This window comes from Caldifarcimen microaerophilum (genome assembly GCF_055387105.1).
On record NZ_AP038914.1, the window covers coordinates 1,261,027 to 1,283,215 of the forward strand.

The window sequence follows — 22,189 nt, forward strand, 5'->3', positions numbered from 1 at the left end:
TGCCAAGAGATGTGGACCCACCTGGAGGAGGGATGGATCCGAGCAGGGAGGTGGTTCATGAAATGGGTGGACCGTACGGCAAGAGAACTTCATAAACCTCCCCTGTACGCACAGGTGAACGTGAAACGTACAGGGGAGGTGAAGCCATGTACACGTATCAGGAGGTCTACACGATGATTCACAAAGATCCCAGAGAAGCTCTTCTTCAAGCCCGTATGAAACTCATCAAAGAACTCGAAAGCGGGAAAAGTATACGGCAGGTTGCGCGGGAGTACAAGGTCGGCCGAAACACCCTCCGTCGACTCTGGAGACGCTATCAGGAAGAAGGTCCTGAGGGGCTCTACGAGCGCTCCCGTAGACCCCACCGGATGCCCCGGAAGTCTCCCGAAGACCTGGAACAGAAGGTTCTGGAAACCGTCCGGAGCGAACCCACCTATGGATGCTTCCGCATCGCCGGAGAACTGGAATTCACGGTTTCTCCATGGACGGTCCGCCATATTCTCCGGAGGCTTCGTGAGAAGGGGCTTTTGCCTGCAAAAAAGAAGAAAAGGTCACGCAAAGGGTATCGGGACGAGCGTACGATTCGGGCATGGCGAAAGCGTATAGGCCTTGAGAACGCAGTATGGGTCCAGGTGGATCGAAAGACGATTGCAGACAAGAAGTCTCTTGGAAAGGAGCAGTATGGACATCTCAAGGAAGCGGGATTCCCCCTGTATCAGTGGACGGCCATCGTGGAGGATGCGCGGCTGCGGATTGTAGCCTTTTCGTACCGGGGAACGCAGGATGAGGGGCGGCTGTTTATGGTGCTGGTGGTGGCATGGCTGAGGTCCCTGGGGATTCGGAAGCCTATTGTGCTTCAGACAGATCATGGAGTGGAGTTTGGGTGGAAAGGAGAGAAGGGGATCCATGGCCGGTGGGAGATTCGCGATCTTGGGTTTCTTGGAGCGTACCATGTGCGATACCCTGTGGGGAAGAAGGAGTACAACGGGCGGGTGGAACGAAGGGGGTCCCCGAACGGTTTCGGAGAAACCGTTCGGGGAGATACTGGAGGAATTTTACCGTCAGAGGCTTCTGGAGTTTGGGGATGTGGACGAGTTTTTACGGGGAGCGCTGGAGTGGGTGGTGAAGTACAACGTGAGGCGGAAGCATTATGGAGTGGAGCGACGAAGACGCCTCTGGAGCGGTTCTGTGAGCTGTATGGGTGTCCGGAGGTGGTGGAATTTCCCGTGGTTTTGCTGGATGATTTAGCGACACAGTATGTCCTTACCTACCTCCCCTGGCCCGAAGAAGGGGGGTGGGTCCCTATGTGTCGGCAAAATACATGCCGGCTTGAACATTTCCCTCCGGATGTCTATACTTTCGCCCATGCGGGATGCGGCCCTTCTTGCCTGGACGCTGATTCCCGGGATCGGCCCCCGGCGGTTTGCCCACTTTGTCCACACCCTGGGACTTGATGAGATGGCCCGGGTGTTTGCGCACCCCCGCAGCCTCCGTGCGCTCCTGGATCTCCCGGGTGTGCGTCTGGACGAGCCCCCTTCCCGTTATCTTCGGGAAGCGGAACACCGGATCCGCCAGGCGGAGGCGCACGGGATCCGGTGGGTGTTTTATGGGGAAAAAGCCTATCCCCCTCCCCTTCAGGGACTCTCCACCGCGCCCCCCGTTCTTTTCTTCCAAGGCAATCCGGATGGACTGGAGCGTCCCCTTGTGGGGGTGGTGGGCACGCGGCGTCCCACCGACTATGGACGCACCCAGGCCCGGCGGTTCGGACGGATGCTCGCGGAGGCCGGCGTGGGGGTGGTGTCCGGCGGTGCCCGGGGGATTGATCGGGAAGTCCATGAGGCGGTCCTTTCCGCAGGAGGCTACACGGTGGCGGTTCTGGGCACGGGTGTGGACGTGGCCTATCCCCGGTCCCACCGGAGGCTGTTTGAGACCATCGTTCAGGAGGGAGGCCTCCTCCTTTCCGAGTTTTCCCCCGGGACCGGTCCGCAGAAGGAACATTTTCCCCGGAGAAACCGGCTCATCAGTGCCCTGTCCCGAGGTGTGCTGGTGGTGGAAGCCCCGGAGGCCTCCGGAGCCCTGAACACCGCGTCCTGGGCGGTGGAACAGGGCAAGGAGGTGTTTGTCCTTCCCGGGCCGGTGCACTATCCCACCTTTGCCGGAAATCACCGTCTCATCCGGGAAGGTGCACGGCTGGTTTCCTCTCCAGAAGAACTTCTGGAGGACCTGGGCCTGGCGAAGGGGAAGATGTCCACCCTTCCCTCCCTTTCCCCGGAAGAAACGGCGTTCCTTCGCTCGTGGCCGGTGGGGGAGGTCCTTCAGCTGGAAGACCTGTGCGATCACACCGGCATGGAGCCTTCCGCCCTCCTTCCCCTTTTGCTCAATCTGGAACTCAAGGGGAGGGTGAGGCAGCTCCCCGGAAAGCGCTTTGTTCGGGAGGTGTGATATGGCGGGAGAGGCGTTTCAGAAGCTCTGGGATCTGGTGGTCCGCCTGCGAGGTCCGGACGGGTGTCCGTGGGATCGGGCCCAGACCCTCGAGACCATGAAGAAGGAGCTGCTGGAAGAAGTGTACGAACTTCTGGATGCCGTGGACGGCGGGGATCTCCGGGCGCTGGAGGAGGAGCTCGGCGACGTCTTGCTCACCCTCACCATGATCCTCCGGATTGCCCAGGAGACCCGGGGGGTGGACCCGGAACGGGTGATGGAGGCCACCGTCCAGAAGATAATCCATCTCCATCCCCACGTGTTCGGAGAAGCCCGGGCCCGCACGGCGGAAGAGGCGCTGCGTCAGTGGGAGCGCCTCCGCCGTCGAAGCGGGAAAAAGCGCCTGATAGAGGTCCCGCGCACCCTTCCGGCTCTCCTTCGGGCCCAGAAACTGGGGGAGCGGGCGGCGCGTGTGGGGTTTGACTGGCCGGGCCCCAAAGAAGCCTGGGAGAAGGTCCGGGAGGAGGTGAAGGAGGTGGAACACGCCCCGCCGGAGCGCCAGCGTGAGGAGCTCGGGGATTTGCTGTTTGCCCTGGCCCAGTGGGCCCGGCTCAGAGAATGGACGGCGGAAGAGGTTCTCCACCGGGCCTGCGACAAATTTGCCGTGCGGTTTGAACGGATGCAGGCCATGGTGGAGAAAGCCGGAAAAAGTCTTGAGGAAATGGATCTCCCGGAGCTGGAAGCCTGGTGGCAGCGGACGAAAACCGGGGAACGTTAGACGTCGAACGCAAGACTTTCCGCAAAATCATAGAAGGCTTCCCGCTCCAGAATCCGCTCCAGGTCTTCCTCGGTGAGAACATGCAACCCCACGTCCAGTGGGGGGCCAAAGGGATAGCCCAGGAAGGGAAGCACCAGCACAAATCCCATCAACTCTTCCTCTTCCCGGATCCCCGCCGCCACGGTGTCGGTGGCGAGACGGGCCAGGAGAGCCCGGATTGTCTCCAGCGCCTTCACAGCCGGACGTCCAGGGTCCCGCCCGAGGCCGAAGCCACCTCGTTCAGGTCGGCCATCAGGGCATCCAGATCCTTCACGCCGTATTTTTCGGCGTTTTCCCGGATGGTGCCCCAGATGGGCGCACCGCAGGAGATGGCGGGAATGCCGTGCCGGAAAAACACCGACACCGTCTCGGGAAACCGGACCACCACTTCCTCGATGGTCATGTCCGGTGTGATCTTCATCGCGCTCATCCCGTGCCTCCCCGGGGGCGGGATGCCCCGCCCCCGACCGAAAGTTTATCCTTTATGGGTGCTGATGTTGAAGGGTTTGTAGAGCGGGCAGAAACCGATGGCACCGGTGAGAAGGGGCACAAGTCCCACGATGACAGCGATCCAGCGTCCACCACCCTCCAGGCCCAGGAATCCCCAGGCGATGAGGGCGAGACCCACCACGATACGGAGCACACGATCCCATCCCCCCACGTTCTTCATCATGGCGAACCTCCCGGTTCGGCCCCCTCAAGGGGCAGTTTCACCACCACCACGCCCCGAAAATCTCCCTTACGGTAACCCCGGGCCCGATCGTGGGGATACAGTTTCCGCAGGGCCCGGTCCACCTCCGGGGAAAGGTTCTCTCCGTGACACGTGAGGCACACCCCCTGCACGGTGAGAGGGCGAGCATACCGGAGCACCTTCTGACCGTTCAGAACCAGGGTATCCACCCATTCGGAAGGCAGTTCCCCCGATGCGGCGCGTTCTTCCAGCACCATGAGAAGGCTGTCTTCGTCGGGGGTGGGGATGTCGGCCGGGTTGCGCCACTTCCGGCTCACCCGACGAATGTAAATCTGTCCGTGGGCGCGGGATACCTTCTGGAGGAGAACCTGGGCGGTGTCCCGGCACACGGCGAGGGCCCCCACGGGCCCGTGGGTCTGGAGTTCGGCTTTCAACGTCGCCTGGAGGGTGGTCAGCAGGTCATTCACCGCCCTCCGGGCGGTCTCCACGGGCGAAACCATCACCAGGGCCACAAGCCACATCATGGCCGGGATACCTCCAGTTCCAGGGCTTTGAGAAAGGTGTTCACGGATTGCGCTCCCACCCAGGCTTGGCGAATCTGGCCCCGTTCCACATAGAGATAGGTGGGGGTGGCAAACACCCCGAGTGTTCGGGCAAGGGCCTGACGGCGAGAGAGGTCCACCTCCACCACCGGAAGATGTTCCCGCAGACGCTGGAGCATGGGCCGCTGGGCCTTGCACACCGAACAGGTGGGGGAATACAGGAAAAGAAGCGCCCGGGGCGGAAGCCCCCTCACCAGGGTGGGAGGCAGGGTTTTGCCCACCATCCCCTGGGCCCGGACGTGCTTGAAGCGCTGGATGAAGAGGATGCCACCTCCCACCACCGCAAGGAAGAGAACAAGGGCAAGGAAACTGCTCATCTCACGCACCTCCCGCGTTCAAACGTTGCACAAGTTCCTTCAGGGTGCTGTCCACCGGCAGAGGGCTCACCAGGTCCCCCTCATGGAGTCCCACCACCTTCCCCTGCGGGTTGACGAGATACACCTTCACGTCGTGGGCGAAGGCATAGCCGGTGTGTCCCGCATGGCCGGAAGATGCACGGTGGAGTTTCCGGAAGGAAAAGGAAAGGGACCGGGTGAGCTCCTGGAGGGGAAGTGCCTCCAGACGACCGAAGAGAAGCATGGAATCGGCCCGGAAACTCTCCGCATACGCCCGCAGTCGGGGAAGGGTGTCCCGCTCGGGATCAAAAGAGAGCAAGAGAAGCCGGATCCGGTCCGGACCGATGCCGCGGGCTTTCAGGCTGTCCCGGAGGACCATGAACCGCTGGGCGGTGAGAGGACACACGTCCGGGCAGTGCGTGTAGATCCAGCCCACCACCGTCCACCCTCCCCGGAAATCATCAGGGAAGGTGAGGGTGTTTCCGGTGTGAAGGACCACGGGCACCGGGGGCGCCTCGATGGACACCTTCTTGAACCCCCCTTCCTGGGGCCGGCTACACGCCGCGAGGATCAGGGCGAGGAGGAAGCCGGCACCACCAGTTCGAATCCGGCCTTCTGCCACTGCAGAATTCCTCCTGCATTGAACACGTGCTTGAAGCCCAGGTCTTCCAGGGTCTTCTTGGCAACCCCCGCCCGTCGCCCGCTCCGGCAATACACGATCACCGTGTCCTTCTCCGGGTCCACCTTCAGGGAATCCGTGAGAAGGGTGTAACGCGCTTTGAGCACCTGGAGGGGGAGAAGGAGGTCGGTTCCCTCAATGAAACCGGCCTCGTGTTCGGCGGGTGTGCGCACGTCCACCAGCACGAAGTGGGCTTTCCCTTCCTCGCGCGCCGCAAGCAGTTCCTGGAGTTTCCCCGGCGTCAGGTCCATCCCCCACAGGGGAAGGGCCAGGAAAAGTCCCAACACCGTCATGCCTGCACGTTTCATCCTTTGCCTCCTTGTGGAGTTTACCCCTACCCTTGTGCATCATTGTACACCTGGAGGAACAGACTGTCAATATTGACAAAGTGAAAATTTGAAGGCATGCGATGGGGCCTGTATACTCTGTGGCAATTCCAGCTCCGTGGAACAGGGAACAGTCATGGTCCTTGAGGTGGTGGGTGGCGTGACGGCCGGGTTTGTGGCGGTGGAGGTGGTGCGGTATGTCCGACATCTCCGGCATTTGGTGCAGATTCCCCACCGGATCCATGTGAACGGGAGCCGGGGGAAATCATCGGTTACCCGGTTGATCGGGGGAGCCCTGCGGGCGGGGCCTTTCCGGGTGGTGGTGAAGACCACCGGCACGGCACCCCGTTTCATTACCCCGGAGGGTCGAGAAATCCCTGTTTTTCGCCCCGGAAAGCCCAATATTATCGAGCAGATCAAGGTGGTCCGGGAGGCGGCCCGGCTCGGGGCGGATATCCTGGTGACGGAGTGCATGGCCATCACGCCGGAATACATCCAGACCCTGGAGGATCGTCTGATCCGGAGCACGGTGGGGGTGATCACCAACGTCCGGGAGGATCACCTGGACGTGATGGGACCGACGGTGTATGATGTGGCGGTTCACCTCGCCCTGAGCCTTCCTCGCAACGGGATCGCCTTCACCACCGAACGCCGCTTTTTCTCGGTGCTGGAGCGGGAGGCCCGCAAGCGGGGCACCCGTCTCGTTCCGGTGGAAGTGGATGTGACCCGTGAGGAACTGGCCCGGTTTTCCTACATCGAACATGCCGAAAACGTGGCGCTGGCCCTGGCGGTGGCCCGTCATTTCGGGATCCCCCGGGCGCAGGCCCTGGAAGGCATGCTTCAGATGCCCCCGGACCCCGGTGTCCTGCGGGAATGGGTGCTGGACCTCCATGGGCACACCGTGTGGTTTTTTGACGCCATGGCGGCCAACGACCCCGATTCCACGCTCAAAATCGCCGGGATGGCCCGCAACCGGCGTCCCGGTGTTCCGCTGGTGGTCCTGCTTGTCCTCCGTCCCGATCGGCCTCAGCGAACAGAGGCCTTTGCCCGCCTCCTCGGGGATCGGCTCCAGGCCGAACGGTATCTGGTGGTGGGATCTCCCACCGCCTATGTGGTCCGGGAACTCCGCCGGAAGGGGGTGGACGAACCGACCATCCAGGCCCTGGAAAAACCCGAGGGGACGGAGGTTGTGGAGACTCTGGGCCGGATGCTCCGGGGGGACACCCTGGTGGTGGCCATGGGAAACCATGTGGGTCTGGGGGAGGCCATTGTGGAAGAACTGAGCCGGTACCGTAAGGACGTTCAAAAAGCGGAGTCGTGCTGATGCAGGGACCTGTGTTGACCGAGGCGGTGGCCCTGGGCCTGCTGTTTTCCCTGTATGCGTCGGAAAGCTTGGGGTATGTGGCGGGGGGACTGGTGGTGCCGGGCTATTTCGCGGTGATCTCCACAAGCCCGGGGATGCTGGTGGCCACCCTTCTGGCAAGTCTCCTGTCCCTCGGTGTGCTCCGGCTCCTCTCCCGGGTGATGCTCCTCTATGGACGGCGGCGGCTCATGCTCGCCGTGCTCCTGGGGTTCCTGTTTGCCGAACTCTCCCGGAGGCTGGTGGTGTGGGCCCCCGAACCGTGGCTTCTTCATCTCCAGGCTTTCGGATTCATCATCCCGGGACTGCTTGCCTACTGGATGGACCGGCAGGGGGTGGGGGCCACCCTGGCGATGCTGGCGGTGAACGTCACCCTGATCCGGTTGGTGCTCATCCTGATCCACGGCGGGGAGGTGGTGGTCTGATGCGCATCTTCCGGAAACACCGGCTCACCCCTTCCGAACTCTTCCTCCTTGCCGCGGTGGGGGTGGGAATCATCGCCCTATCCGGACGGAGCCAGCAGGTGGTCCGGGTGTCCTCTTTTGATCTCCGGGTGGAGGCTGCCCGGAAAACCCGAAAGGCGTTTGAAATCCTGAAAGAAGAGCGTCTGCGCCGGGGAATCCCCATTGACGACTTCACCGATCCAGCCGAGAGTGGCCTGATCGGCGCCCACACGTCGCCCATCACCACCGTCCCCGGCGACTACACGGCCAAACTCACCACGGTGAACCCGAACTGGGCGGCCTTTTTCGTGGAGATGTTTGAAGAGGCGGGTCTGAAGCTCGGCGACACGGTGTGGCTCAGTTTCACCGGATCCTTCCCCGCCCTGAACGTGGCCGTCCTGGTGGCGGCCGAAACCTACGGTCTGGAGCCGGTTTGGGTGGCTTCCCTGGGCTCCTCCACCTATGGGGCCAACCATCCCGACTGGACCTGGGCGGACATGGAACACACCCTCCTCCAGAAGGGACTTCTTTCCCGGCGGGCCCTGTTTCTCTCTCTGGGAGGGAACAACAACGTGGCGGCGGAACTGGATTCCCTGGGACGGGCCCTCCTTGCCGACGCTGCCCGGCGGAACGGGTATGATCTTCTGATCCTCCTTCCTCTTCAGCGGGCGGTGGATACGGCCTGGGCGCGCCTGGAAGCGGCATCCGGGGGGCTCCCCCGACTGTTTGTGAACATCGGGGGAGGGGTCCTGGCGTTGGGAACCACGGAGGTGGGTGAGCGTCTGAGGGCCGGCCTCAACACCCCCCGGGTGCTGGGGGATCTGGACGAAGTGCCGGTGGAGGGGCTGGCAGTTCGGGCCCTTCGCCATGGAGTGCCGGTCCTTCACGTGGAGCGGGTGACCACCCTGGCCCGGCGGTGGGGGCTCCCGATCGCACCGGGAGCCCTGGCCTTGCCGGGGGAGGGACCGCTGTATGAGCGGGCGCGCTATCCCCTCGCCCTTCACGCCGGCCTGCTCGGGGCCTATGTGATCCTGATTTTCCTGACGGTGAACGGGTTTCTTGCCCGGTGGTTGCCCAACCCACGACACGAAGAGAATGAGGAGGAGATGCTATGAATCGCTGGATGGGCCTTCTGGTTTTGCTTCCCGTCCTGGCCCATGCGGACTGGGTGGACATCACAAAGCGAATGGAGGGTCCCCGGACGGGGGACGGAAAACACCTGGTGATCGCTCCGGGTCACCCCATTATCTACACCACCTCCCGCCGGGTCAGCCTGCGGTGGGTGTTCACCGTCACCCGGCCCGGTTCTCTTTTTGTTCTGAAAAACGGAGACACCCTTTCCCGGTTCTTTCTCCATCAGGGTCGTCAGGTCCGCCGGTTTGCGCTGGAGCCGGGGCGGTGGACCTGGGTGGGCCGGGCGGAAGGAGAGGCCCGGGTGTTCCGGTGGCGGGTCCGGCGCTGGAAGGCCCTCACCCCGGTGGGGGGCGGGTTTCCGGTGGTTCTGAAGCATCGTTCTGGAAGGAAATATACCTACAGCATTGTCCGGGCCGGGCAGTCTGTCCATTACCGGGTGAAAGGACCCAACCGGGCCCATATCCTCCTCCGTGTCCCCCTCCAAAAACGGGAAAAACGGGGACAGGCCACGGTAGACATCCTTTTGAACGGACGACTTCTCCAGCGGGTGGCGCTAAAGGAAAAACGCTCCCGCTCCATGGTGGTGAACGACAGGGGAAAACCCGTCTCCCGTGCCCGGGAAGTGGTGATCCCGCTTGACAAGGGAGTTCACACCCTGCAGGTTCGGGCGGTTCATGGGACGGTGTTGGTGAAGGCCTATCGGGAGAAGCGGAAAAAACACCGGAGGAAGCGCACCGGATTCAGGCCGGGTCTGCGGTGGTGGGGGCAGGTGGGGACAACCTATGATGACAATCCCTTCCGGTTCTCTCCAGCCGCCCGGGACACGTATGAACTGGGCGTGGCCCCTTATCGCTATCCCGATGTGGCAAGCCTTTCGGACATATGGCTGGACACGCGGATCGGCGTGAAGCAACAATTTCGCCGGTCCCGGTATCTGCAGGGGGACATTCGGGTTTGGTTCCCTCTTCGCAACCGGCGTCTTCTCCGGTTTTCTCTTGGGATCCGCGGACGCCGGGACCGCCTGGAGGGCGGGCTGGTGTGGGTTCCCCGCTTTCCCGTTCGCCCCACCTACGCCGGACCCCGAACCTATGTGATGCTGGAGGAGCAGGTGCTGCGAGGATGGACAGGCTTCCGGTTCAGTCCGTCCTTCCGGGTTCGGCTGGAAGGAGGGGCGTACCGGTTCAACGCCCCCTTTGACGGGCTGAACGCCCTGTTTGCCGGTGTGTCTCTCCCCCTCCGGAGGGGACCCCTGGGTCTGACCCTCGCGGTGCGGCGGGTGATGGATGGGGACACCGCTGGTGGAGATTTTTCCCACTGGCGGTGGGGGGTGCGCCTGTCCGCCCGTGCATCCCTGACGTCCCGTTTCCGATGGTCAGGATCAGCCCGGCTGGAGGGTTACACCTACACCGCCTCCCCGGGAGACCCCCGCCACGGGAGATCCGACCGGGTGGTGGAGATCGGGATCACGCCTGCCGTTCGTGTTTCCCCCATCCTGGACCTCGTTCTTCCGATGGGGTTCCGGACGCGGGCCACGTCCTCTCCTTCAACCTATCAGGACGTGTTCAAGGACTACAGCACCTGGTGGGTCGGGCTGGCCCTCCGGATGCAGAAGGTGTAACGCCCGCTCTCAATACCGATACCCTTCCCGTTCTTCTTCCGACTCCAGGGGAATTCCCAGACCCAGGACGATCCGGTTCACGAAGTTGAAATAGGCTGCGATCAGAACGACGTCCAGAATGGCCCGGTCGTCATAGCCCATCCCACGGAGCCGGTCCACGTCCTCCGCGGACATCCGGGCCGGCTGGAGGGTGAGCTTTTCGGCAAGCGTTGAGACAGGGGGCTTTTCCCGTACATCAGGGTGAGATAAAGCTCCATGTGGGCCACCAGGCTTTCAGGGGTTCAGGCTGTGGATCTTGTGGACCTCGGCCAGGCGCCCCCGTTTGGCCAGGGTCTCCTCATCGATGTCCCGGAGGCGGCCGGTGGCTTCTTCCGGCTGGATCCCCCGGATCCAGGGCTGGGATCGTTCGCGCATGCCCTGAATTGTATGGGCCCCGGCGTGAACGGACGAGAAATGAAAAAGGGGCGGCCGAAGGCCGCCCCGGATGTCTGTGCTGCTGGACGCTTGCTCAGGGAATCACCACGAAGCGCCGGGTCTCGGTGCGGTGGGGATAGTGCACCTGCAGGAAATAGACCCCCGCCCGGGTGGGGGCGCGGAGCCCCAGATGGGTTCGGGCCTGCCCCTCAAACACCACTCCCTGGCGCCGCCCGTCCACGGAAAGCAGGGTGATCCGGACCTGTTCCCGTGCGGGGAAGGTCAGGCTCAGCATCCCCCCGCGCCGGACCGTGGTGCGGTCAAGCCGCACGCCGGCCACCGGGGTGCTCTCCACCGGCTCCGCCACATCCGTCCATGTGGATGCCATGAACACCGCTTGAAACCCAAGGCCTCCATCCACGGCGAGGAATCCGTAGGCGCCTCCCCCCATGGAGACCAGGTCATGATCGGAAGCGGAAGTGAAATAGTCGTACGGGAAACTCCAGGGGGAACTCCAGGCCGCGTTGCCCACAGGGCGGGTGCGATAAACGATGGAGTCGGGCTCGGCGCCCGTGTTGATCCAGGAGACGGCAAAGGTTCCATCATGCTGAATGGCCCGGGGATACCCCTGAGATTCACCGGATGTGGCGATGTTCCCGCTCAAAAAGGACGCGGTGTCGCCGTACATGATGCGGTAGCGCACGTAATACGCGGCGCTGTCCGGGTTGTAATAGTCATACACCACGATCACGGTGTCAGCCTGCGCGGCCACCGCCGTCTGCCGAACACTGTTTACGGAGCCTCCCGTGAAAAAGGTTCCTCCAAAAGCCGTGCCCAGGGTCCTCCAGCGAACAAAGAGCGTGTCCCGGGCCGTGTTGGTGTAGGCGAAAAGCACCGGACCGATCTGTCCGCTCACATAGGTTCCGGAAAGCCCCCCCCTGCGTTGGTGACGCCGGTGGCATAATTGCTGAACGAGGGCGTGCTCAGGGAAGAGAAGTAGTAGTCCACCGTGCCATCGGTGTGGAGATAGAGGAAGTATCCCAGGTTGAACGAAGGGGAGGTGAAGGCGGAGAGTTCTTTCAGGGTGTCCGTGGCCGTGAAGATCGGGTTGTTGCCGAAAGCGATGTCGTAGTCCCCGGTGCTCATAGAAAAACGCCGGAGACGGGCGAGCTGGGTTCCGTAGATGTCCGCAAGATAAGCGTAGGTGGTTCCGGATACTTCGGCAAAGAAGGCGTCAATCTTGTAGGGGTACGCACCGGTCCAGTTGTAGGTCTCCACCCATGTGTTCCCTCCGTCGGTGGACATGAGGGTGAGCACGCGGTTCCAGGATTCGGAGGCCAGAAAGGCCAGCATGTTCCCGCTGGACGGGTCCACGACCAGCTCAACGTCCTGAACGTCCGTGGAATCCGAAATGGGGATGGGCCCTCCGTTCACATTGAGCCGGGCATAGGGTCGGGGCTGGAGATACTTCAGGCCAAACTCCGGAAGGGCCTTTCCGGCGGCCTCCAGCGCCTCAAGTTCTGCGCGGAAGGCATCCGCATCCTTCCGGTTCCACGCATCCTCCAGGGCCCGGAAGGCGGGATCGGGGTCGGGAATCACCAGATGGGTGTTCCCGAAATCCTGCGACATCCGGTCCAGGAGGGTCTGAGACAGAGACGGGGTTACCCCCGCCACCAGGGTTAGAAGAGCAACGGACAACATCATCAACCTCCAGTTTTGTTGGGGGAAAGCAAAGGGACAGACTTTCGCTCTGTCGACTCTGAATTCCCCTCCTTTGACCCAGTATACACTCCCGAGGAAAGTTTGTCAATGAAGGCAAACCGAGAGGCCCCCCCGCGGTGCCTCGGGACACCACGGGGGGTACACCCCCTCCTGCCCTCAGGGAATGAGGATTTTTCGGCGTTCCCAATGGTCCTGACTCCGCACCCGCAGAAGATACATCCCCGCCGGAAGGGCAAGGTCTTCCCGATGCGTTCCGGCCGGGACAAAGCCGAAGACCTTCAGCCACCGGAGCCGACCGGCCACATCCCGCACCTCCAGGGCCAGATACCCCGGTGCAGACGTGGTGAGGGCCACCGTCCGTCCCGTGATGGAAACCGCCAGGGGGGACGGGAGATCCTGTCGGCCTTCGGACACGGCAACCTCGCTCCCGGGAAGAAGGCTCACGAATCCCCGCCGGCCCGTGTTTCCGTTGCCATAGAAATACATCGGCGGGTTCTCCGCGAAGTTGGACGGAGCCCCCACGTACCCACCCACCACGAAACCGAAGGGAGAGAGATCCAGCCCGTTTCCCTGATCATAGCCCGAGGAAGCCAGCACCGCTGAACCGTGGTGGACCATGAGGGAGGTGTCCAGAACGGTCACATACACGTCCGGCCCCCCCAGGGTGCCGTAAATCTGACGATTCGGGGCAAAGGTCTGGGGATCATACACCTTTCCAGCGAGGATCACCCGATCGGCCGTGACCACCAGTCCGGTGGCACCGTTCCCGCTTGCCCCGGTGAGGACGGCCTGGTCCAGCACCTGAAGGGTGGGATAGGTTTTCACCACGAAACTCCCCCCAAACCCGGAGGGAGGAGGCCCGTGCACGTGGGCCTGGATACCGGTGAAAAGGGAGGCATCGGATGTGTAGCCCGCAAAATAGATCCAGCTCCAGCTGGGGTCGGGCACCACCCGCCGGCTGAATTCGTCCGCCGAGGTTCCCTCCACCCACGTATCCACGGAGGTGAAGTCGGTGGGGAGACTGGCGTAGAAGGCGTCGTATCCGCCGAGACTCCCGTTGTATCCCCACCCCGGAACCTGGGGCCCACCTGCAAAGGCCGAGTCGGCCGTGGTTTGTCCGGTGGCATAGAGGAAACCGCCCTGGGGTTCGCGCACCAGATCGTCCAGCTCCTCGTCGCTGGTGGCCCGTCCACCCAGAACAGCTGAGCTCATCAGGGTGGGGGCGGGGTCCATGGATAGGCTCACCACGAAGGCGTCCCGTGCCCCCACGGTGCCGAAGATGTGGGGAGCGGTGGACACGGGCACGTTGTTGCCATCCCGGGTGAACCCGCCGGCGTAGATGTGGACGTATTCGTCAAAATCCACCGCCCAGAACTGATCCGTGTCCGGGGTGGCCACGATGAAGGTGTGGAACACCTGGGAAAGGGCAGAATCCATCACCACCACGAAGGCGTCCTGGCCCCCCTGGCTTCCGAACACGGTGGGGTTGGTGGCGAAATTGTATGAATCATCCGTCCACCCGGCCACCGCCACAAAGGAACTTTCCACCGCGAGATCCAGGGCGACGTCGTTGAAGGAACTGGCGAGAACCACCGTCTGGAGGTGGGTGGAGAGATCCGCACTCAGGCGGGTCACAAAGGCGTCCGTGCAGGGAGGCCCGCATCCCGGCGAGTTTGTGGTGCCAAACAGCATGGGATTGACGGAAAAGTTCACGTCAGGATAGCTGTACACCCCGCCCGCGGCATACACGCTGTTGCTGTCCGTGGACACCTTCACGTCCTTCACTTCCACCGTGTCCGAACCGGTGATCACCGCGGTGATGGGGTCGATCACCAGGGGGAGGGAGGGATCATACCCAATCACGTCAAAAGCGAGGCGGTTGGACTGGACGCGCACGTGAAGAGAGCGTTCCTCAAGGCCCTGGAAGGCGCGGAAACCTGAAAGGTGCATCAGGGTGTCGGCCTCCCGGACCACCGCGATGTCCTCGTGGTGCTGGACCAGCGTGGCACCGTCCACACGCAGAAAGGCCCGGTCCGGATCGGCCCCCGGCGGCAGAAGAAACTGAACTTCCAGACGGTCCGGGGCCAGTCCGATCACCCGGGCTTCGAGATCTTCTGTTTTCCAGCGGAGGCCCCGAAAGGCGGGGAGTGTGTGATCGTCTCCCGCGCCCACAAAGCGAAAGGTTCCTTCGGGATGGATCCCCTCGGGTCGGGCCTCAACCGGGAAGTGCAGGGTGGCATCGTCCAGAAGAATACCGGTTTCGTTCGCCACGACGGGGCTTCCCACCGCGTGAAAGGTGGAGGGGTTTCCTTCCACAGGAAGGAAAAGACTTCGGGCTGGCCCGATGAAGGCCAGCATCATGAGACTGACAGCGTGCACGGGGCACCTCCTGGTTTCGGGATACCCTTCAGAAGGCGCCCTCTCAAAAGCGGGACCGAGAGAACCCCCCTCCTGAAGCACATCCGGCTGGTTTGTTGTGTATGCATGGCTCAAGGATACACGCTGTCGCCCGTCCCGTTTGTGAGAAATGTCACGGACCTGTGGATTGGGTCGGAAATCCAGATCCAGGGGCGCCCCCATATGGCCCTGAATCCGGGCATTTTTTCCTTCTCCGGACCTCTTCTCCAAAGGGAGCAAAATCCAGTACGCGCGGATCCGGCGGAGGAATTTAATCGTCCCGGCGGTGGACGTTTCCTGACGTCCTCTGTATCATGCCGTCAACGACATGAGTATCCCATGGGGCGGGATGTTCGACATTTGCGGTTTCTATAATCCGGATAATGCAAGTTGCTTTGACGATAACCGTACGTATGGAGGGCATGGACGTCATCGTGTGGGCCTGGAAGTGGACATCCTGGGTTCAGGGACAGACGGACACACATTGAACGACGAGGTCTTTGCCAATCTGTATTCATGCGTAGCATTCCGCCTCGGGTTAACCGTCAGGAATGAACCTTTTCATCACGTTGGCCATTTTTCACATCTGGATCTGGAGGTGGGTCTATGGGTACAGGGCTGCTCCTTATGTTCTTCGCTGTCTTACGGGTTCAGGTGGACTCCTTTACGGTCCGGAGAAAAATAAGTTTGAACTTGCGATCCATGTATCCTGTCACGACTCCGTGCGCGGGAACACAATTGTACATGTTAACGTACACGCTGGTAAACCTGCCTCTCAGTCGGCAACCGGTTCGTTATCTACAGTTTTTCTTTGTACCCTTAGAGGTTAGCGATCCCAACGCATACGAACGACAGTATGTCCACAATCTTCCTGCGGAGTGGCTTGGAGTTGCAGAAGCAGGTCAGGTTCGGGTCATGGACCATCTTGCTCAATCCGCGAACAGCGTGGATTTCGAAAGTTTCGGTCCCGGAGATACAGTGTATGTCACCCTTATCACAAGATATTTACCAGACATTGCTTTCTGGTATGTCCGAGGGAGCGATTCCATCGCACTGGTGGAAATTCATGGAGGACAATCCGAAGACGAGGCAATGTGGCTGGTGGACAGCGTTATTGCGCCCATGTATTACAGACAAACCCCCTTTGGACCCGGCAAATACGGGCGGACGGTGGGTCCGGGACCGTTGCCCCCACAATCCCTGGACTCCATGGTGATCCACCTCCAGATCCGGAACGACACGACGTTCGCCATCGGGTGGATGAGTGAACGGGCGCATGATCGTCTCGCCCGGCTTCTTCAGCAGGCCCTTCGGTGGGCACGGGAAGAACGCCTGGATCGCTATCGCGCCACGCTGGAACGGTTTCTCAACACCCTGGAGCGTCTTCATAACCAGGGGCACGTTCAGGACGAGGCATTTTATGTTCTGTATTACCGCGCCCGGTATATCCTGAACACTTTCCCTTCCCGGAGGGACCGCCGGGGCGGATGGAATAGCGGGAACGGGTGATCCCGAAGATTCCCGGTAGAGCGACCCGCGGAAGGTGGAGCGGTCCTGAGCCCGTGGGAAGGATTCGGGACGAAGGGTGCGGCGGGCTTTGACTGGCCGCGGTGTAGGGTGATGCGAGTTCTCCTTCGATCATACCGGGAGGGAAAGGATGAAGGCCTGGCCGGGGACTGTGCGTCAGGGTCGGAGCGGCAACCTTTGCACAGTCACGGTTTTTTTTGTATAATTCAAACATGCAGGTGCGAAAACTGTTTGCCCTCAAAGAAGGAGAAGCCCTCCAGCGGCTGTGGGAGCCCCGGGACCTCGTGGAGGTGGAAGATGTGGCCCTGCGGGTGGCCCGGATTCAGGGAGAGTACCCCTGGCATGTCCATCCGGAAGGCCCGGAGGTGATCCTGGTGCTGGAAGGAGAAATCACGCTGGACACGGAAGAAGGTGAAATTTCCCTGGCGCAGGGAGAGGCGGTCCTGATTCCTGCCAATGTGCCCCACCGTAGCCGGGCGAAACGCCCGGCGGTGATCCTCCTGGTGGAACCCCGGTGGCTCAACACCCGGGGGGTCCAGGTGCCCCGATGACCCTCTTCCTTCTCGCCCTCCCCTACTGGGTTGCAGGCGGTCTGTCTCCCGAAAAGGTGGAGGCGCTGGGAGGCCGAACCCGGGTGGTCCTGGCCGACACCCTGTTTTCCGCCTGGATTCCGGCATCCACCCCGGCTTTCTCTCGCATGAAACAGGCCTGGCCCGTGCGTCGGGCCCGGCTTCCGGTGGACGGACAGGTCGTTTCCCTGAAAGATCTTCCCTATGGAGACGGGCGGTCCGTTCTGGAGCAGATCCGGGTGGTGGAAGCCCACGAGGCGGGCTACACGGGATCCGGTGTTCGGATCGCCGTCCTGGATGCGGGGTTCGATTCCACCTATCCGGGGATCGCCCACCTCTTCCGGAACGGTCAGGTTGTGGCCACCTATGACTTCCAGAGCGGGGACGCCCTCCTGGTGGACACCCTGGTCTGGCCCTTCTTTGACACCCTCCGGTTTTATATCCAGGATTACGATGCCACCCCCGTGGGCGACGTGGTCCTCACCGGAGCGACGGAGGACGAACTCAACCAGGTGACCACAGGGGGCTGGCGAACCTATCTCCTGCGGTTCACGGGTTCGGCTTGGGTCCCTCCGGTGGAGCTTGCAACCGGCTGGGTGGGCGGGTTCTCCCCCCGGATCCTTCGCCGGAACGACACCCTCTGGATCGCGGTGCAGCGCTCCGCCGAACACCGTGTCTGGCGCATCGCACCGGGGGACACCCTGGTCGTCTCGGAGCCCTTTGTCCTCTTCTTCCCGCAAATGGATCTGCGGGGCGACACCCTGGTGCTCTGGGGCGTGGACGCCGCCGGTCGGGTGATGGAAGAACGGCGCCAGGCCTCCTCGCTGACCCTCCTGTCGCAGAATACGGGTCCCCTCCTGCCCGCAGGACTCCGGTCGGCTTGCGTGGGTGAGACCACCCGGGCCCTGGCCGGTGACAGCCTGATGATCTTCACAGGGAGCCCCCTGGACACGGTGATCCACGGGGTGGAGCATCTCGTGTGCGAAGGATCTCGCTTTGCTTTTGTTCGCTCCGGTGTTCTCTTTCTGGATGAGAACGGCCTGGGTTTGGTGGAAGGCCGACCGGTGGGACTCTCGGGCGACACGGTGCTGGTGGCGGGTCCCATCGCCCTGATGGCCGTGTATCCCGGCGGTCAGGACACGCTGATGTATGGCCTGGTGGACCGGGCTCTCCGGCGGGGAGGACGGTGGTGGTTCCGCCGGCGGGGAGACCCGGATGTCACGCCGGAAGCCGGCATCACCCAGCATGGAAGCCGGATGCTGTCCCTCATCGCGGGCTATGCCCCCGGGACCTGGGTGGGGGTGGCGCCGGGGGTGGAGGTGGTGCTTGCTCGAACCGAACGGGCCACGGACGAATTTGAACACCAGGTGGAGGAGGACTTCTGGGTGGCGGGCCTTCTGTGGGCGGCGGCCTGGAAAGCCCGGGTGGTGTCCAGCTCCCTGGGGTATGGCCGATCGTCTCAGGGGGCCTGGTATGGGCCCTCCGACATGGACGGGGTCACGCCGGTGTCAAGCCGGGTGGCCTCCTCCGCGGCCCGGGCCTTCAACCTCCTGGTTGTCACCGCCATGGGCAACACGCCCCATGGTGCCGTTCCGTCCCAGGGAGACACCAGTCTGGTGGCGCCCGCGGATGCCCGGGATATCCTGGCGGTGGGAGGCGTGGATGCGTCCGGTCAGCCCGTGCCCAACATGGGGTTTGGCCCCACGGCGGACGGAAGGATCAAGCCGGAGGTGCTTGCCCCCTACACCGCCACGGTCCCCGGTCCGGAGGGAAATCTCACCATTTCCGGGACGTCTGTGGCGACAGCCCTGGCGGCGGGGGTGGCGGCGCTGGTTCTGGAAGCCCATCCGGAACTCTCCGCCCTGGACCTGCGGGACCGCCTCCTTCAGACCGCCCGGCCCGTAGAGGGCTTCCCTTCACCCAGCAACATCACGGGATGGGGGGTGATCCAGGCCTGGCCGGCCCTTCACGATGCCCCGTCTTCGTCCCTCCCGGTGCTGGAACTGGAGGTCCCCTATCCTCATCCGGTTCCGGGCGACCGTCCCGTTTCGGTGGTGTTTCCCTATCGTTCGGATGCCCCCCGTCTGGCACGTTTGTATATCTTCCGTCTGGACGGCCGGCGGGTGGCCCATCTCATGGATCTGACCCTCCAGGTGGGTCGGGGGGAGATCGTCTGGCGCACGCCGGGCGGGCTGGATCGGGGGGTCTACTGGGCGGTGCTGGTGGGTCCGGATGCCCGAACCCGGCGCATGTTTCTGGTGAAATGAAAGGCGAACACGCTCCGGTGGTGGTGCTCACGGCGGCCTATGGAAGCGGCCACCTCATGGCTGCCCGGGCCCTGGAAGAGGCCTTTGAGGAGCGGGGGATTCCCATCGAAATCCTGGATTCCACCCGGTTCTCCCGGATGGAGGCGCTGGCCGCGCGGTTTTACAGCGAACTGGCCGATTGGGGCCATTACCTGTGGCTGGGCATCTATGTGCTCGGAAAGTTCGTGCCGGCGGGGATGCGGCTCTGGATCGTGGGATTCCGGAGCCGCCGGATCGGAAAGGCCCTGAAAACCCTCCGGCCCTCGGGGGTGGTGTCCACCCACCTCTTCGGCGGGGACGTGGTGAGTTACCTCAAGCGCCGGAAGCACATCACCCCCTATCTCATCACGGTGGTCACCGATTTTGAAGCCCATCCCGCCTGGATCAACCCGGGCACGGATCTCTATGTGGTGGGGGCGGAAGAAACCCGCGAGCACTATCTCCGGATGGGCGTTCCAGCCGACCGTGTCGTGGACTGGGGGATTCCCATCCGGAAGATGTTCCGGGAGGTCCGGTCGGTGGATCCCCGGGATCTCCGGAAGGACCTGGGCCTTGCCCCCGACCGGTTCACCGTGCTCTTCCTGGCCGGTGCCCTGGGGGTGACGCCGGTGGAACGCTTTTTCCCCTATTTCCGGAAGATCCAGGCCCCGGTGCAGTGGCTGTTTATCACCGGAAAAAACGAAACCCTTCGCGGGCGTCTCGCGGAGGCCCTCCAGAGGGAGGGTCTTCCCGGGAAGGTCTTCGGGTTCCGGGAGGACGTGGCCCGGTTTATGCAGGCGGCGGATCTCCTTATCACGAAGGGGGGTGGGCTCACGGTGGCGGAGGCGCTGGCCCTGGGCAAACCCCTCCTTTTCGTTCACCCCATGCCCGGACAGGAACAGGGGAACGCCCATTTTGTCCAGCGGCACGGTGCGGGCTATTATCTCAAAAAGAAAGACGAGCTCCCCCGGATGGTGGAACTCCTCGCCCGGGACCCGGACTGGTACGGTCGTCTGGCCGAACGGGCGGCCGCGCTGGGTCGGCCGGACGCGGCACCCCGCATCGTGGATCACCTGAGCCGGCATCTGTCCCCGGTGAGGTCATGATCTCCCTCCTGGTGGCCGCTTGCCTGGTCCTCTTTGAAGTCTATCCCAATCCGGTGGGTCCGGAGAGCGGGGCGGGAAGCGCGGGGGACTGCCGGGAGTTTGTGGAGGTGTTCAACGCCTGTTCGGTTGCGGTGGATGCGTATGGCTATCGCCTTGCCGACAACGCCGAAACGGACAGTCTGGTCCCCTTCCCGGACAGCGCGATTCTCTCCCTCCACGGCGTGGTGATCGGAACCACGGTGATCCCGCCTCGAAGTTTTGCCCTGGTGCTGGATCCGGAATACGCCACCCCCGCCTGCAGCGCCCATCCCCTCCTGCCCGTGGAGGGTGGTGTGGTGGTGCTGGGGGTGAAGGACACGGATCTGGGAAACGGTCTCTCTTCCACGGACACCCTCCGCCTCATCGCACCCTCGGGGGAGGTGGACCGGGTGGGTCCCCTGAATCCTCCGGAAGGGCACTCCCTGGAACGCTGGCGGGTGGAGGATACGGTGTGGATGGTGTCGGACAGCCTCTCGCCGGGTGGGTGGAACACCGTTTCCCGGGAGGTGGACCCCGTGGTGGTGGGTTTTTCTGTGGGAGAGAGCCTTCGAATTACGGTGCTTCAGCGAGGCACGCTTTCGGGGACCGCCCGGGTGGGTTTGTGGATCCGCGGAAGCGTGGTGGGGGAGGATTCGGTCTTTCTGAGCCCCATGGACACGGTGGCTGTCGAGTTCTCCCTTGCGGACGTGACCCCCTGGGCGGCGGGGGAGATCCGGGTGGGGATGGGTGAAGTGGAAAGGCGGGTGCCGGTGTATTTCCCTTCGGCCACCGAGGGGATCCGCATCACGGAGATCCTGCCGGACGGTACGGTCGAGTGGGTGGAGCTCACCAACCTCGCACCGGACACGGTGGAACTGGAAGGTGCATTCCTTCAGGACCGGGCGGGCGTGAAAAGCAGCCCCCTGCCTTCTCACCGCCTGGCACCGGGAAAGGCGGTCGTGGTGGTCTCCGATTCCCTCCGGTTCGTTTCCCGGTGGGGCAATGGACCGATCGTGGTGCCCGAGGGGGCAGCCTTCCCCGTGCTGAACAACACGTCCGAGGCCCTGGTGCTGGTTTTCCCCGGTGGGGTGGTGATGGACAGCGTGGCGTATGATCGCGCACCCGGCTATGACACCAGTCTGGTGCGAACCTCTCCGGCGATGCCGGCGACGGCCGGCTTTTTCAGGGTGGAAGGGACCCCTACACCGGGGACCTACACGCCGCCGTCCCTTCCCTCACCGGGAAGCCTGGAACTTTCGGCCAGGGTGTTCCGGCCCCCGCAGGAGGGGCTTGAGATCCGCTATGCCCTTCCGGCCGGGGAGCGCCTGAGGCGGGTGGTGATCTTCAACGACCGGGGCCTTCCGGTCCGCACCCTCCTGAATGAATCGGGTGCCCCGAGCGGCGTGCTGGTGTGGGACGGGCGGGGAGATGGAGGCCGGGAACTCCCCGCAGGTCTCTATCTTGTTCTGGTGGAGGGCACGTCCACCCGCCTCCGGAAGGTGGTGGGGCTGTGGACACGGTAGTGTGACCTTTCTCACGCCCTGAGCGTTCCTTCTCCCGTATCTTTTCCCCAGACGGAGGAACGCCGTGATCCGGATGGTGCTGGGAATTCTCGTGATCGTCCTCGCCTGGCTGGGGTGGTGAAGGCGTCTGCAGCGGCTTACGTTTTCCTGATCCCGTCCGCCCCTCATCCCTTGAAACATCCCCCCTCCCGGCGTATGATAG

At 63.0% G+C, this 22,189-nt stretch carries 22 protein-coding genes and 1 pseudogene; 12 read left to right on the forward strand and 11 right to left on the reverse strand.

The genetic code is table 11. The features are described 5' to 3' along the window. The first annotated feature begins 215 nt into the window (after nucleotides 1-215). From AC6HU3_RS05840 to mazG, 3 genes are read left to right on the forward strand one after another with little or no spacing between them, the layout of a single operon-like run. Nucleotides 216-1,454: a helix-turn-helix domain-containing protein gene (locus tag AC6HU3_RS05840; protein ID WP_497536294.1), complete on the forward strand. Its 1,239-nt coding sequence runs from the start codon at nucleotides 216-218 to the stop codon at nucleotides 1,452-1,454. Then, on the forward strand, nucleotides 1,366-2,442 hold the full coding sequence (gene dprA / locus AC6HU3_RS05845; RefSeq protein WP_497472846.1) for a DNA-processing protein DprA: 1,077 nt from the start codon (nucleotides 1,366-1,368) through the stop codon (nucleotides 2,440-2,442). Before AC6HU3_RS05840 ends, dprA begins: the two co-directional genes overlap by 89 nt. 1 nt (nucleotide 2,443) lies before the next feature. Further along, on the forward strand, nucleotides 2,444-3,199 hold the full coding sequence (mazG, locus tag AC6HU3_RS05850; protein ID WP_497472847.1) for a nucleoside triphosphate pyrophosphohydrolase: 756 nt from the start codon (nucleotides 2,444-2,446) through the stop codon (nucleotides 3,197-3,199). Here the strand turns inward: mazG and AC6HU3_RS05855 are convergent. From AC6HU3_RS05855 to AC6HU3_RS05885, 7 genes are all read right to left on the reverse strand, one after another. Then, nucleotides 3,196-3,435 (reverse strand): hypothetical protein, encoded by a 240-nt coding sequence (locus tag AC6HU3_RS05855; RefSeq protein WP_497472848.1) that lies wholly within the window; start codon nucleotides 3,433-3,435, stop codon nucleotides 3,196-3,198. The genes mazG and AC6HU3_RS05855 overlap by 4 nt on opposite strands. Next, nucleotides 3,432-3,668, reverse strand: coding sequence for a DUF1858 domain-containing protein (locus tag AC6HU3_RS05860; RefSeq protein ID WP_497472849.1), 237 nt, complete (start codon nucleotides 3,666-3,668; stop codon nucleotides 3,432-3,434). The genes AC6HU3_RS05855 and AC6HU3_RS05860 overlap by 4 nt, the downstream gene beginning before the upstream one ends. Nucleotides 3,669-3,713: 45 nt before the next feature. Continuing rightward, entirely contained in the window at nucleotides 3,714-3,911 is a 198-nt protein-coding gene (locus AC6HU3_RS05865; RefSeq protein WP_497472850.1) for a YgaP family membrane protein, read from the reverse strand. Further along, nucleotides 3,908-4,453 carry a Tll0287-like domain-containing protein gene (locus AC6HU3_RS05870; RefSeq protein WP_497472851.1) on the reverse strand — a complete coding sequence of 182 codons (546 nt, stop codon included), beginning with the start codon at nucleotides 4,451-4,453 and terminating at the stop codon, nucleotides 3,908-3,910. The genes AC6HU3_RS05865 and AC6HU3_RS05870 overlap by 4 nt, the downstream gene beginning before the upstream one ends. After that, nucleotides 4,450-4,848 carry a thioredoxin family protein gene (locus AC6HU3_RS05875; protein ID WP_497472852.1) on the reverse strand — a complete coding sequence of 133 codons (399 nt, stop codon included), beginning with the start codon at nucleotides 4,846-4,848 and terminating at the stop codon, nucleotides 4,450-4,452. The genes AC6HU3_RS05870 and AC6HU3_RS05875 overlap by 4 nt, the downstream gene beginning before the upstream one ends. 1 nt (nucleotide 4,849) lies before the next feature. Continuing rightward, nucleotides 4,850-5,371: an SCO family protein gene (locus tag AC6HU3_RS05880; protein ID WP_497472853.1), complete on the reverse strand. Its 522-nt coding sequence runs from the start codon at nucleotides 5,369-5,371 to the stop codon at nucleotides 4,850-4,852. Nucleotides 5,372-5,436: 65 nt separating this feature from the next. After that, nucleotides 5,437-5,853, reverse strand: coding sequence for a rhodanese-like domain-containing protein (locus AC6HU3_RS05885; protein WP_497472854.1), 417 nt, complete (start codon nucleotides 5,851-5,853; stop codon nucleotides 5,437-5,439). Nucleotides 5,854-6,007: 154 nt separating this feature from the next. Here AC6HU3_RS05885 and pgsB point away from each other — a divergent pair, with 154 nt between their 5' ends. From pgsB to AC6HU3_RS05905, 4 genes are read left to right on the forward strand one after another with little or no spacing between them, the layout of a single operon-like run. Next, the gene (gene pgsB / locus AC6HU3_RS05890) at nucleotides 6,008-7,195 is read left to right on the forward strand and encodes a poly-gamma-glutamate synthase PgsB (RefSeq protein ID WP_497472855.1); all 1,188 of its coding nucleotides are present in this window, start codon (nucleotides 6,008-6,010) and stop codon (nucleotides 7,193-7,195) included. Next, the gene (pgsC, locus tag AC6HU3_RS05895) at nucleotides 7,195-7,656 is read left to right on the forward strand and encodes a poly-gamma-glutamate biosynthesis protein PgsC (RefSeq protein ID WP_497472856.1); all 462 of its coding nucleotides are present in this window, start codon (nucleotides 7,195-7,197) and stop codon (nucleotides 7,654-7,656) included. The genes pgsB and pgsC overlap by 1 nt, the downstream gene beginning before the upstream one ends. Then, nucleotides 7,656-8,789: a poly-gamma-glutamate system protein gene (gene pgsW / locus AC6HU3_RS05900; protein ID WP_497472857.1), complete on the forward strand. Its 1,134-nt coding sequence runs from the start codon at nucleotides 7,656-7,658 to the stop codon at nucleotides 8,787-8,789. The genes pgsC and pgsW overlap by 1 nt, the downstream gene beginning before the upstream one ends. After that, nucleotides 8,786-10,426 carry a hypothetical protein gene (locus AC6HU3_RS05905; RefSeq protein WP_497472858.1) on the forward strand — a complete coding sequence of 547 codons (1,641 nt, stop codon included), beginning with the start codon at nucleotides 8,786-8,788 and terminating at the stop codon, nucleotides 10,424-10,426. The genes pgsW and AC6HU3_RS05905 overlap by 4 nt, the downstream gene beginning before the upstream one ends. Nucleotides 10,427-10,435: 9 nt before the next feature. Here the strand turns inward: AC6HU3_RS05905 and AC6HU3_RS05910 are convergent. The 4 genes and pseudogenes from AC6HU3_RS05910 to AC6HU3_RS05925 form a co-directional block, all read right to left on the reverse strand. Beyond that, nucleotides 10,436-10,840 (reverse strand): annotated as a pseudogene (locus AC6HU3_RS05910) (carboxymuconolactone decarboxylase family protein). 94 nt (nucleotides 10,841-10,934) lie between these two features. After that, nucleotides 10,935-11,756: a hypothetical protein gene (locus tag AC6HU3_RS05915; protein WP_497472859.1), complete on the reverse strand. Its 822-nt coding sequence runs from the start codon at nucleotides 11,754-11,756 to the stop codon at nucleotides 10,935-10,937. Beyond that, entirely contained in the window at nucleotides 11,753-12,541 is a 789-nt protein-coding gene (locus AC6HU3_RS05920; protein ID WP_497472860.1) for a hypothetical protein, read from the reverse strand. The genes AC6HU3_RS05915 and AC6HU3_RS05920 overlap by 4 nt, the downstream gene beginning before the upstream one ends. Before the next feature lie 177 nt (nucleotides 12,542-12,718). After that, the gene (locus AC6HU3_RS05925) at nucleotides 12,719-14,941 is read right to left on the reverse strand and encodes a T9SS type A sorting domain-containing protein (protein ID WP_497472861.1); all 2,223 of its coding nucleotides are present in this window, start codon (nucleotides 14,939-14,941) and stop codon (nucleotides 12,719-12,721) included. A 933-nt stretch (nucleotides 14,942-15,874) separates the two neighbouring features. Between AC6HU3_RS05925 and AC6HU3_RS05930 the strand changes: the two genes are divergently transcribed. The 5 genes from AC6HU3_RS05930 to AC6HU3_RS05950 all read left to right on the forward strand — a co-directional run bounded on the left by AC6HU3_RS05930 (nucleotide 15,875) and on the right by AC6HU3_RS05950 (nucleotide 21,987). Continuing rightward, on the forward strand, nucleotides 15,875-16,468 hold the full coding sequence (locus tag AC6HU3_RS05930) for an FIMAH domain-containing protein (RefSeq protein ID WP_497472862.1): 594 nt from the start codon (nucleotides 15,875-15,877) through the stop codon (nucleotides 16,466-16,468). 230 nt (nucleotides 16,469-16,698) lie between these two features. Continuing rightward, entirely contained in the window at nucleotides 16,699-17,037 is a 339-nt protein-coding gene (locus tag AC6HU3_RS05935) for a cupin domain-containing protein (RefSeq protein ID WP_497472863.1), read from the forward strand. Beyond that, nucleotides 17,034-19,322, forward strand: coding sequence for a S8 family serine peptidase (locus AC6HU3_RS05940; protein ID WP_497472864.1), 2,289 nt, complete (start codon nucleotides 17,034-17,036; stop codon nucleotides 19,320-19,322). Before AC6HU3_RS05935 ends, AC6HU3_RS05940 begins: the two co-directional genes overlap by 4 nt. Next, a complete protein-coding gene (locus AC6HU3_RS05945) occupies nucleotides 19,319-20,446 on the forward strand; it encodes an MGDG synthase family glycosyltransferase (protein ID WP_497472865.1) in 1,128 nt (375 codons plus the stop codon). Before AC6HU3_RS05940 ends, AC6HU3_RS05945 begins: the two co-directional genes overlap by 4 nt. Then, nucleotides 20,443-21,987 (forward strand): lamin tail domain-containing protein, encoded by a 1,545-nt coding sequence (locus AC6HU3_RS05950; protein ID WP_497472866.1) that lies wholly within the window; start codon nucleotides 20,443-20,445, stop codon nucleotides 21,985-21,987. Before AC6HU3_RS05945 ends, AC6HU3_RS05950 begins: the two co-directional genes overlap by 4 nt. The last annotated feature ends 202 nt before the right edge of the window (nucleotides 21,988-22,189 follow it).